The 11,339-nt window shown below is 42.7% G+C and carries 10 protein-coding genes; 3 read left to right on the forward strand and 7 right to left on the reverse strand.

What is annotated here, in order from left to right; genetic code table 11:
- Both WC743_RS18925 and WC743_RS18930 read right to left on the reverse strand, forming a co-directional pair.
- Complete coding sequence (locus tag WC743_RS18925; protein WP_373014482.1) at positions 1-1,872, reverse strand: M61 family metallopeptidase; 1,872 nt, start codon at positions 1,870-1,872, stop codon at positions 1-3.
- 639 nt (positions 1,873-2,511) lie between these two features.
- Positions 2,512-3,630, reverse strand: coding sequence for a DUF4407 domain-containing protein (locus WC743_RS18930; protein ID WP_373014484.1), 1,119 nt, complete (start codon positions 3,628-3,630; stop codon positions 2,512-2,514).
- A 128-nt stretch (positions 3,631-3,758) separates the two neighbouring features.
- Between WC743_RS18930 and WC743_RS18935 the strand changes: the two genes are divergently transcribed.
- The 3 genes from WC743_RS18935 (at position 3,759) to WC743_RS18945 (ending at position 5,248) form a co-directional block, all read left to right on the forward strand.
- A complete protein-coding gene (locus tag WC743_RS18935; protein WP_373014486.1) occupies positions 3,759-4,073 on the forward strand; it encodes a rhodanese-like domain-containing protein in 315 nt (104 codons plus the stop codon).
- A 4-nt stretch (positions 4,074-4,077) separates the two neighbouring features.
- Positions 4,078-4,263: a DUF6358 family protein gene (locus tag WC743_RS18940; RefSeq protein WP_373014488.1), complete on the forward strand. Its 186-nt coding sequence runs from the start codon at positions 4,078-4,080 to the stop codon at positions 4,261-4,263.
- Between the two features lie 79 nt (positions 4,264-4,342).
- Positions 4,343-5,248, forward strand: a complete 906-nt coding sequence (locus WC743_RS18945) for a prohibitin family protein (protein ID WP_373014490.1) — start codon at positions 4,343-4,345, stop codon at positions 5,246-5,248.
- 70 nt (positions 5,249-5,318) lie between these two features.
- On the opposite strand, the gene WC743_RS18950 is transcribed toward WC743_RS18945, so the two are convergent.
- The 5 genes from WC743_RS18950 to WC743_RS18970 form a co-directional block, all read right to left on the reverse strand.
- Entirely contained in the window at positions 5,319-5,537 is a 219-nt protein-coding gene (locus WC743_RS18950; protein ID WP_290427212.1) for a zinc ribbon domain-containing protein YjdM, read from the reverse strand.
- 43 nt (positions 5,538-5,580) lie between these two features.
- Positions 5,581-6,171, reverse strand: a complete 591-nt coding sequence (locus WC743_RS18955; protein WP_373014492.1) for a DUF6624 domain-containing protein — start codon at positions 6,169-6,171, stop codon at positions 5,581-5,583.
- A 160-nt stretch (positions 6,172-6,331) separates the two neighbouring features.
- Positions 6,332-9,193: a M16 family metallopeptidase gene (locus WC743_RS18960; protein WP_373014494.1), complete on the reverse strand. Its 2,862-nt coding sequence runs from the start codon at positions 9,191-9,193 to the stop codon at positions 6,332-6,334.
- 59 nt (positions 9,194-9,252) lie between these two features.
- Entirely contained in the window at positions 9,253-9,720 is a 468-nt protein-coding gene (locus WC743_RS18965) for a DUF2059 domain-containing protein (protein ID WP_373014496.1), read from the reverse strand.
- Between the two features lie 7 nt (positions 9,721-9,727).
- Complete coding sequence (locus WC743_RS18970; protein ID WP_373014498.1) at positions 9,728-10,843, reverse strand: acyltransferase family protein; 1,116 nt, start codon at positions 10,841-10,843, stop codon at positions 9,728-9,730.
- Between the last annotated feature and the right edge of the window lie 496 nt (positions 10,844-11,339).

Consider the following 11,339-nt stretch of genomic DNA (forward strand, 5'->3'; position numbering starts at 1 on the left):
TTATTTAACTTTTGATGATAACCAGCTATTACGGAAATCTTGTTGTTGTTTGGTTGGTTCTTTTCCTGCCTTTTCAAATGTAACAACTTCTAAGGTAGGATTTTCTTCAAGAGTTAATGTAGTTTCGTGTTCGCCTGTACGGTTCTTATAGGTAAGAACTATTTTATCCCCCGGATTTTTAGCGGCAACCGCGGCGGTTAGCCCTGCTGCATCAATTGCTGTACCATCGGCTTTTAAGATCACATCACCTGCATCAATACCGGCTTTATAAAGCGGTGTATCTTTTGTAGTTGGCGATGTAATTGGGATTCCGGTAGCACCGGCAGTTGTATTTGTTTGGCCTGATGAGCCCCTGCGTGGAACAGCACCTATACGGCCTGCCCATGCCTTGCCGGCCTGTGCTTTGCGGAGTATAAAACCCGCTTTAGCCAGTAATTGCTGGTAATCGTTTTTTTCGATGCCGTTGATGTAACGTTTAAAGAAATCGGCAGCAAAAGCAGGGTTAGTTACTTTGGCTAATACCGCTTGCAAATCGGCTACAGTATATGATTTTTCGGTTTTACCATGGGTTAACCATAACTGGCGCATAAAATCATCAAGGGTTAAATTAAACTCGCTGCGCAGGCGCAAATCAAGCGCTAATGCTGTTGCGCCACCATAAGTATAGTAACTGGTGAAGATGTTTCCGCTGTTCAGTTGATCAACAGATACACCCGCATCTGCAAATACGGCATATCTGCTGGCTTGCACCGGCGTATAATATTTTGCACCGGGGGTATTCAACACTGTGTTCACTAAACCGGCAATAGTACGGGTATATTCTTCAGGCGTATCAAAACCGGCACGGGTTAGTACCAGTCCGCCGTAATATTGTGTGAAACCTTCGGCACACCAAAGCTCGTTGCTCATGTTGGCGTGTTCAAAATTGAAAGGCTCCAATGTTTTTGGGCGGATGCGCTCTACATTCCAGCTATGGAAGTACTCGTGTGCAAATGTGCCTAATAACCGCACCTCATTGCCGCTAACTTTGTCAATAGGTTGAACAATAACGGTAGAGTTACGGTGCTCCATGCCATCGCCGGCAGTGCTTGGGTGTACATCATGCAAAAACACATAGGTGCCATAATCGTAAGTTGGCAATTCGCCAAAAACAGCTTTCTCTTCCAGCACTACTTTCTTTACCTTTTCGGCAAAGCCTTCAATTACAGATTGGTCATCATCTGAGTGGGTACTTAGTTTGATGATCTCGTCTTTACCATCGGTATTTTTAACGGTCCATTTCACTTCTTTATACGCCGATAGCTCTACCGGGCTATCCATCATATATTGCAGGTCGCGGGCCGAATACACGTTGTTACCTTCGGGTTTTAACTGTGTAGCCACTTTCCATCCGTTTTTATCCAGATCATTAAACTTGAATTTTGCCGGGCGGTTATCCATACCATACGCCCACATGAAAGAGGCTGGCATCATTAAATGCGCGTGGCTGGGCTCAATGCTGGTATAGGTACCATCCGTCCAGTTACCAAAAAGGGTATAACTGATCTTTACTGTTGAACCATGAACAGGGACTTGGTAAACATCGCCTTCCAGCTGGTTTAAAACCAGTGGCTTGTTGTTGCCGTCTGTAGCTTTTACGTTGTATATGTTTTTACCAAACTCATGCGTGGCATAGCGGCCGGGTGATGAGCGGCTCATGCGGACCTTTAACGGGCCGGCGGGCACCTGTGGTATGGTCATTACAATTTCGGCCTCGTGATGGATCACATTTGGGAATGAAACCGAATAACTGATAGCATTTTGACCGGTTTGGGCAATTGATGCAGAGGCCAGCAAACATGCGGCCGTTATTAATAGTAAATTTTTCATCATATGATATTGTTCAGCGATGAAATTACTATTTAATCAGGAAAAGTTTTCTATCAATTTTATTACGATAACTGAGTTATAAAATTTAGCGAAATTCTGAAGGGGAATGACATTTGCCGGGGTCATGCTGAGCTTGTCGAAGCATTGCGAAGTGGGCCATTGCGCACGTCCTTCGACAAGCTCAGGATGACCCATATAAGTTGCGCGCCGTTGTTGGTGTTGTCACCACAAGTGTTCAGAAGATGAAAAAGAAGCGGCGGGTTGTGCGATTCCCCTCTTGAGAGGGGTGGAGGGGTGTGTCCTTTATGCGCGAATAACACACCCCTGCAGCCGCACCATCTACGCTCCCCCTCTCAAGAGGGGAATGAATCTGCGGGCGAAGACTGAATTATCAAAATGTGAAGTAATCGCTGGCGATCAGCTATCTTACCTCCCTGGTCGAAGTTTACAAACTTCGACCAGAAATGTGTTAAGCTTTCAGCTTAACCATTTCGGAAGCTGGAAGCTTTAGAAATTTTAGGTCTAAGTTACGCTATGCTAAACTTAGACCAGTAGGAGTCAGTCTGAGCCTGTCGAAGACCTGTGCGCAAAGGCCTAACCGCTAATGGTTCGACAAGCTCACCATGACATACCACACTGCCTTTAATCATAACTATGCCGCTCCAAATCATATTCAGATTGGGCTGTTATGATTTGCTTTCGCCGTGCTACATCCACATCAAGATTGTGCTCATAGGTATTATCCGTAACGGCTATATCCCTGTCTTTATCCTTTTCTGCAAAGTAGGTATTGGCTTCGCTGAGCTTTCCAACTGCTACATCATATGGCCCCTTGGGCGACATAAGCTTCACAAATACAGGTAAACATTCAAACAAAATGAACAGATAGCCAATAAAGGAAACTGCCAGATAAGTATCCAGATCGCGGGTGCCCTTTTCATTATAAGAGATTTGTCCAAGTGCCCAGTTACGGTCGGCAAAACCAGCTACATTAGCCAGGCTATCTAACTGATGTTCGCTAAACAGGCGCAACCCGTTCACCCCCTCATAATCTTTACGCCGGCTCAGGTAGTCATCCATCTGCCCCAGGTTGCCGGTAACTGTTTTCAGGCGGTCTTCCTTCTCCTGCAACACCTGGGCTTTTTGCTTGGCATAAGTGCCATAGCCTGTAATGCCCGATGTTTGATTTGTTTTATCGCCAAACACTTCCTGGTTTAGCAGGTATCTTGAGCGGTTAATATCCCTTTCTAATGAGTCTTTTTCTTTCTTCAGATCGGTATTCTTACCCATCTCCTGCGCATATTTTTGGTTATATGTTTTTTGCAGGCTATCAATCTTGGTACGCTGCCCTTTCAGGTAGGCTGTTTTTAGTTTCTGACGGATCTCTTTATCAAAGATCTTTAATTCCAGCGGGCGCGATATTACGATCCCTATTACAATGGCTAATAATATACGTGGCGATGCCTGTAATATTTGCTGATTGGTGCTGCCTTCTTTGTTTATGCTGGATACTATGTAGCGGTCCATATTAAAGATCGCGGTACCCCATATCAAGCCAAATAGTATGGCAAAGCCTACGGCAAACGCGTCGCCACTAAAAACAAAATACATAGCATACCCGCCGGATAGGGCTGCAAATAAGGCCGTGAAAAATATAGTAGCCCCTATACCAACATATTTATTATGCTCAATAGGGTACTTTTTAAGTGTATTTATGTGTGCTCCGGAACAGAACCAAAAAAACCGGGTAATTTTCTTCATTTAACCAATTTACTTGTAATATTTTACAAACATAAATATAAAACGCACTTGGTTGCTGTTTGTTACAGCTTACATATAAATATTTAACATAGAAAAAACATACCTTTGACTAATAATTACATTTAATCATGAAAGAAATAAGCGTACAGGAACTAAAAGAAAAGATAGACAAAGGAGAAGATTTTCAACTGATAGACGTTCGTGAGGATTTTGAGTATGAAACATCAAACATTGGTGGTGTACTAATTCCATTGGGTGGAATTATGATAGAGGCCGATAAAATAGACAAGAACAAACCTGTTGTAGTAATGTGCCGAAGCGGTAAACGCAGCTCGGCTGCCATTATGCAATTAGAACAGCAAGGCTATACTAATTTGAGCAATCTTAAAGGCGGCATATTAGCATGGCAGGCCGAAATTGACCCTACTATTAACGTTTATTAATACCATGGGCAAAAAGGTAGCACTCAACGTATTTTATAACCTGGTGATCTTTTTGTGTATTCTGTTGATATACTCGGCATTTGAGCACGGCAGATATGAATATGTGCTTGGATGCGCGTTTATTGCCGGTATTATAATTACATTAAAAATACGGCTGATAAAAGAAATAAGGAACATTCAAAAACCATAAGTATTAAATACTAATTTTAACCTCCGGTTTCTAAAACATAATTTCAATTCCTAACCCTAATATTAAACCCTAAACTGTAATGTTCGTAGCAATTATTGGCATCATTTTGCTTGTTATAGGCACAATGGTAAAACGTTCGCCTGAGCCTGGCAGCCGCTTTGGTGGCATAATAAGACTTGTGGGTATTGCAGTGGTGGCGCTTGGCCTGCTATTCTCTGTTTTTAAAGTGATAGAACCGGGCAAGGTTGGTGTGCAGGTATTGTTTGGTAAAGTGCAGGATAACGTATTAGAAAGCGGGCTGCATATCATTAATCCTGTGGTAGATGTTGTTCCATTCAACGTTCAAACGCAAAACTATACCATGAGCGCTGTACATAGCGAGGGTGAAGTACAGGGCGATGATGCCATAAGAGTACTATCATCTGATGGTTTGGAGGTTACTATTGACCTATCCGTTTTATACAAGGTGAGTCCGTTTAAGGCTCCTTTTATTATGCAAAACATTGGTTTAGATTACGTTGATAAAATTGTTAGGACCGTGGCCCGTACCGCTATCCGTGACAATGCGGTTAACTATGCCGCGGTAGACCTTTACTCTATAAAAAGACAGGAATTTCAAGATAAAATAAACCGCACTATATCTCTTAGTTTTGCCAAACGTGGCCTGGAACTACAACAGATACTGATCCGCAACATTTCATTACCGGCATCGGTAAAGGCAAGTATCGAATCAAAGATAAATGCTGAGCAGGAAGCGCAAAAAATGCAATTTGTACTTCAAAAAGAACGCCAGGAAGCTGATCGTAAACGTGTTGAAGCACAAGGTATAGCCGATTACCAAAAGATACTTTCAACCGGTTTGTCTGACAAGCAGCTGCAGTACGAAACCATTAAGGCCCAAAAGGAAATAGCCCTGTCGCCAAACACTAAAGTGATCATTATTGGCAACGGAAAGAGCAATCCTATTATGCTGACTGATAAGTAATATTAAGCTAACACAGGTTTTACTTAACCGGGCGGATCATTGGGCTCGTGCCATTATCCTAAAAAACAATTTACCTTTTCTTTAAAAAGGCTGTTTTTAGAACAATGCTCATGCCATCAATTTTACAATCAACTTCTTCATCGTCATCAGTAAGGCGGATCTTTTTAACAAGTGTGCCCTGCTTAAGGGTAACACCGCCGCCTTTTACTTTAAGGCTTTTAATAAGGGTTACCGAGTCGCCGTCATTAAGGATGTTACCGTTGCTGTCTTTTACGTTTGATTCTGCCATCTGCTAATTTATAGTTTGCAAAATTAAACAGATAAGTTGACTACTATTTATTTATTTCCTTTTTATAGTCTTTCAATGATATCAGCCCCATCTGTTTTCTGCGGATTTCAACATTAGCCGGGTCACTTATAGGTAATGGTTCCCATTTATGTGTTTGCGGGTCAGTACGGCCCTGTGTACCGTATAGCTGCTTTTGCCCCAGATTGCCCAATACCCTGTCTTTTAAATAAGCGTAGTTTTCGCCTGATGCATTATGGCGTTTAACCTCTTTATGCATCAATAGTAATACTTTCTGTTGAAAAGCTACATCATCATCACAATGCTGTACAATAGCCCAAAAAATACTGCTTCCGCTTTCACCAACAAGCGAATAACCCGGGTATCCGTACTTAATTATAATCCGTTTGGCTTCGGCTTCGTTAGCGCTGTCTGTTAATGCCCAATTCCTGTCGACGGTTTTCTGGTCATAATCAGATTTTTCGTGCTTGTATAGTTTGTTAAATTCTATCCGCCATTTTTGATCTTCCTTAAACATCGCTTTCAGTTTTTTATACAAAGCGGAGTCTATTTTAGGCTGGCAAACACCCGCTATTGTGCAGGTTAACAAAAACAATAATAAGTAACACTTCTTCATAACTAAATCTTTAGGTAAAGCTAAATAATTAAGTCGAGATGCAATAAGAATACATTTAATTGCTGCGTGTTCCGTTTTTAGCGGAACAACGATTTAAAAATAGGTGTAAAACCAAGAAAGCCCCGCTATGCAGGGCTTTCTTGGTTTATGAAATGTATGTCTATTTCTTTTCAGGCAGCAAGATCAGTTTAATGAAATTGTTGGTGTTTAGATATTTATTAGCAGCATCTTTAGTGCTTGCAACGGTTATTTGCTCCAGGTTTTTAACGTGGAACAATATGTTATCCGGGTCTTGACCGTTTTGTGCAGTTCCGGCAAGGTAGCCTGCCCAAAATACATTTTCCTTTAATTGCGATTGTGTTGATCGCGCTTCTTCAGCAACAAATTTTTCAATATCTGCAGGCAGGGCGCCATTTTGTTTTAGCTTGCTTATCTCTTCAAGCGCTGCCGCTATCAGCTTATCAACATTGGCTTCGGCACAGCTAAAATAAATGGTAATGGTATACCTGCCATTTGGTATTTTAACATAGCTTGCCCTCACACCCGGCGCATAACTGCCACTTTCCTGTTCGCGTAAGCGTTCGGTAAGTTTAATGTTCAACACCTCCTCCAATGCATCTATTTGTATGTTGTTGGCATCATTAAACTCATAAGTGCCACTAAATACTAACTGCACGGTGGCTTTATCGGCAATCCCCTTGTTTACTACTTTGGTTACCTGCCCGGGGGTTGGGTATATGTGCAGGTCTTTATAAATTTCTTTTTTATTGGTTGATGGTAAGCTGCCCAGGTAAGTTTCAAGATATGGCTTTACCTGTTCAGGTTCAAAATTACCTACCAGTGTAAAAGTAAACCCGCTGGCATCGGCAAACCTGTCTTTATAAAAGTTATAAGCTTTATCTAAGCTGGCTGTGCTTAACCTTGGCAAGGTAGTAACCATTGAGCGGAAGTTATTATTACCTAAAACGGCGGCAATAGTATCCTGAAATACACTACCCGGATCAAGCCCGCGGTTAGTTAAAATAGATTTGGTTTGATTAATGTTCCCCTGCCATATATCGTTATCCTTACGCGGTTGGGTAAAGTACAGGTATATTAATTGCATAGCGGTCTCAAAATCGCGCGGAGTTGAATTTGCCGTAATCCCCTGTGAAATATCACTGATATAAGGCGAAACATGCAGGTTTTTACCGGCAAGCATTTTATCCAGCTGGCCCTGATTAAAATCGGCCACGCCACTATTGCTAATGATTGGCGCTGCAAGGTTAGCAGATGTAAAATCAGCATCGCTTGCTAATGATGTGCCGCCAAAGCTGTTACCATTTATCAGGACCTGGTCGTTTTTATACTTTGTAGGTTTTAGTATTACCTTAAGGCCATTACCTAAAACATAGGTTGTTGTACCAATGGCAGTATCGCGCAGTTCACTTACCACTTTTGTACCTTCAGGGGCATTTTCCATCAACGGCCTGCTGGTTACGTTATCAACATAAGCAGTAACATTTTTACCGGCAGTATTTACCCAATCTAAAACGGTTTTTTCGGCGGGCAGCTTGTCTTTGTCCTTTTCAGGGGCTTCAACAATTACCACACGATTTTGGTCGGTAATAAATTTAGCCGCCATAGCATTCACTTGCGTAAGGGTTATTTCGCTGATGTTGCTTGCATAAAAAGCGTATTCATAAAGAACACCCGGTATAGCTTCGCCTGTTAAAAAGTTCTGCTGGTATTCTCTTACAAAATTATTGGAATTGGTTTTATCCCGTTCGTTATAGGCATTTTGTATTTGGGCCAATGCGGCTTGTTTCGCACGCTCCAACTCGGTCAAAGTAAATCCAAATTTGCGGGCACGTTCCGTTTGTGCAACCATCGTTTTTATCGCGTTTTCCAGGTCGCCGGGTTTTGCTACCACTATTGCCGAGAATGCATCTTGTTTTCCTAATAAAGGGCCATAGCTGGCTTTACCGTATAAAAAAGGAGGTTCGGGTTTTTGCTGCAGCTCATTCAGCCTTTCGCTAAGCATGTAGTTGAACAAATTAATACGCATGTTTTGCATAAAACCGGTAACCGACGTAACAATAATTTGCGGGTGCTTAACTACAATTTGTGCAAGCGTGTACGGAAACTCTTTATCGGTAACTATTTTTACAGCGGTACCCGGTGTTGGCGGTACGGTGTATTGTGCACGCGGCTTTTCTCCAACCGGATTTTTCAACCCGGAGAAATTGGTTTTTATCAGTTCTTCAACCTCTTTTACATCAAAATCGCCAACGGCAATTACAGCCTGCAGATTAGGGCGGTACCAATCATTATAAAACGCTTTTATGGTATTGGCATCAAATGTTTTAATGATGTTATCCTTACCAATAGGCAAACGTGATGCATACCTGGAATTATTTAATAACACCGGTAAGGTTTGCTGGCTCAGGCGTTCCTGAGCATTACGGCCGCGCAGGCGTTCTTCTTCTAAAACCACGCCGCGTTCTTTGTCGATCTCGGCCGGGTCAAAAGTTACAAAACCCGCCCAGTTGGCCAGTATGTTAAATCCTTTTTTGAACACCGCGGCGCTATCTGTTGGTAAGGGAAGCTGGTATACAGTTTCATCAAATGAGGTATAAGCGTTTAAATCGGCGCCAAAGCGGACGCCCGATTTTTGCAGATAATTTACCAGATCATTTTTAGGGAAATCGCGTGTGCCGTTAAAGGCCATATGCTCTGTAAAATGTGCAAGCCCCAGCTGTGCATCGGTTTCCAGTATGGAGCCGGCTTTGTTAACCAGGTATAATTCTGCCCGGTTCTTTGGCTGCTCATTATGCCGGATGTAGTACGTTAAGCCGTTTGGCAGCTTGCCTATAAGTACGTCCTTATCAACCGGTAATATATTGCCTTGTAATTGTTTTGCGGCGGCAGTAGGTTTTTGTTTGGGTGATGGTGTTGGCTTTCTTTTAACCTGTGCAAATACACTGCCCGATACAAGGATTAGCGCTATTGCGGTTACAGAAAAACTCCTGTTAAAGTTCATATGATTAATTAAGGGATTATCGCACTAAGATGCTAAACGAATTTCTTAGTTGCAAATTGTTATTGCTCTTTAAATGCGTCCTGCAGCATTTGCTGCAGCTCAACCTGATGGCTTGCAACGGCTTGCTGGCCAAGCTCGGCGCCTTTTTGAAATAGCACGGGTTGTTTTTCATTTAATTTTTTACCTAATGGCGATAGATAGAATACCGTCAGGTCCTTCAGTTCTTTCTCTGTGAATTGCTGGGCATATAAAGCAGCCATTTGATCTTTCAGCAATTCCCAGTTTAAATACTTGTTCATGAAAATGCCCATGATCTCTGTAAACTTGGCTTTTTTATCATCAGGTACATTTGCGCTGGCTTGTTTTATCATCGCCGTTACGTTTTGTTTCATTTGTGCGCCTGCACCCGAAGCTATAAGTACATCTTCTGCTGCCTTTAAATGTGCCGGGGTAATATTAACATTTGCAGTTTGCGCTTTAACTACCGAACAAAATAACAGGAAGGCAATTATCAGTCTGATTTTCATGGTGCTTTTATATCTTAACAAAGATCTTACGAAGATACAACACCCACATTACCAGCCATAATATTACAACAATAAAAATTGCACCCATCAATGAGGCATTTACAGGCGAAAAGTATGGCACAAATAAGTTTTGATAGATGGTTTTGCCACCGATGTGGATCTTATTAAAGTAATGCGGAATAAAGCCCGACAGTACATAGGCGGTGATGGCATTGGCCCCAAAAACCACAAATGGGTAAGTGAACCGTTTATGCCCTTGTACATCTATCAGCCAAAAACAAATAGCCAGTCCAATGGTAGCCAGTCCGCCGGTGTACAGTACGAATGAGCTTGTCCACAAGGCCTTATTAATAGGGAAGAAAAGATCCCAAAACAGCGCGATGATCACTGCTATAATGCCATAGGTGAACATCCAGCTTACTTTAACACTATCGTCCCGGTCCTTGCGTTTAAGCCAGGTGCCTACCCTTATACCAAATAAACCGGTGCCAATTGCGGGTAATGTACCCAGCAAACCTTCAGGGTCCCAGGTGCGTGATGACCGCCATAAATGATCTGTTGTGAACACTAAACGGTCTAACCAGGCACCCATGTTAGTTTCGGGATTAAGGTTAGGATACCCTACCCCCGGTACCGGGATAAACGTCATGATGATGTAGTAACCAATAAGCACCCCCGCAAAGATCCAGTCGCGGGTTTTTTGCGATGTTTTTAGATAAAGTATAGTGCAGGTAAAATACACCAATGCTATACGCGGCAAAACGCCCGGCAAACGCAGGTGCCCTAAATCAAAGTTCCATCGTAATATAAGCTGCATTGACCAGGTAATGAGCAGCAATATCACTGTACGCCTTAATGCTGTGAGTATAATTTTTGAATGCCCTGCACCGTTAGCCTTCTTGCTTTCCATGGAATATACAACTGATACCCCAACCATAAACAGGAAGAAGGGAAATACCAGGTCTGTAGGTGTACAGCCGTTCCATTCGGAATGTTCCAACGGTGCATAAATATGGCCCCAATCACCGGGGTCATTAACCAGTATCATAGCGGCAATGGTTAGGCCACGAAAAACATCAAGTGAAAGGAGGCGGGGGGCTTTTGTAAAAATTGTTTCAGTCATTTTATTGTTTAATATCTTATAGCAATACTTGCGTCTTAATAACTACCTGCGTCTTTGCGAGGTACGAAGCAATCCCCGATAGAAAAGTAGCCGACAAGCATGTCGGGGATTGCTTCGTACCTCGCAATGACGCGCTGGGTGGAACAGCTACCCACGAACAAATATGTCATTGCGAGCGATAGCGTATTTAATTATATGGGGGTCATGCTGAGCTTGTCTTGTCATGGTGAGCTTGTCGAACCACATTGCGGGCGGGCCTTTGCGCACGTCCTTCGACAAGCTCAGGATGACCCAACCAATGTCATTTCCCTTCAGAGGTCAAACGGATTTTAAAACTCGCAATGACATGGTTTTTATTTTTATTTAGGCAGAGGCGCAAAATATTGCGCCTCTACGCGGTTTATCTTTTAATAATGATACCTCACGAACGCTTCCATGGCGGCGTATTCGGCCAGCCCCAGCCGGTCATAGCTCTGCGCCGTTTCCCGGTTGCGGT

Origin of the sequence: Mucilaginibacter sp., assembly GCF_041660805.1 — a bacterium.
Taxonomy (GTDB): Bacteria; Bacteroidota; Bacteroidia; order Sphingobacteriales; family Sphingobacteriaceae; genus Mucilaginibacter.

What these genes read in the sequence shown, in the direction of transcription:
- WC743_RS18925 (WP_373014482.1), bottom strand. Translation starts at nt 1,872, where the DNA reads ATGATGAAAAATTTACTATTAATAACGGCCGCATGTTTGCTGGCCTCT.
- WC743_RS18930 (WP_373014484.1), bottom strand. Translation starts at nt 3,630, where the DNA reads ATGAAGAAAATTACCCGGTTTTTTTGGTTCTGTTCCGGAGCACACATA.
- WC743_RS18935 (WP_373014486.1), top strand. Translation starts at nt 3,759, where the DNA reads ATGAAAGAAATAAGCGTACAGGAACTAAAAGAAAAGATAGACAAAGGA.
- WC743_RS18940 (WP_373014488.1), top strand. Translation starts at nt 4,078, where the DNA reads ATGGGCAAAAAGGTAGCACTCAACGTATTTTATAACCTGGTGATCTTT.
- WC743_RS18945 (WP_373014490.1), top strand. Translation starts at nt 4,343, where the DNA reads ATGTTCGTAGCAATTATTGGCATCATTTTGCTTGTTATAGGCACAATG.
- WC743_RS18950 (WP_290427212.1), bottom strand. Translation starts at nt 5,537, where the DNA reads ATGGCAGAATCAAACGTAAAAGACAGCAACGGTAACATCCTTAATGAC.
- WC743_RS18955 (WP_373014492.1), bottom strand. Translation starts at nt 6,171, where the DNA reads ATGAAGAAGTGTTACTTATTATTGTTTTTGTTAACCTGCACAATAGCG.
- WC743_RS18960 (WP_373014494.1), bottom strand. Translation starts at nt 9,193, where the DNA reads ATGAACTTTAACAGGAGTTTTTCTGTAACCGCAATAGCGCTAATCCTT.
- WC743_RS18965 (WP_373014496.1), bottom strand. Translation starts at nt 9,720, where the DNA reads ATGAAAATCAGACTGATAATTGCCTTCCTGTTATTTTGTTCGGTAGTT.
- WC743_RS18970 (WP_373014498.1), bottom strand. Translation starts at nt 10,843, where the DNA reads ATGACTGAAACAATTTTTACAAAAGCCCCCCGCCTCCTTTCACTTGAT.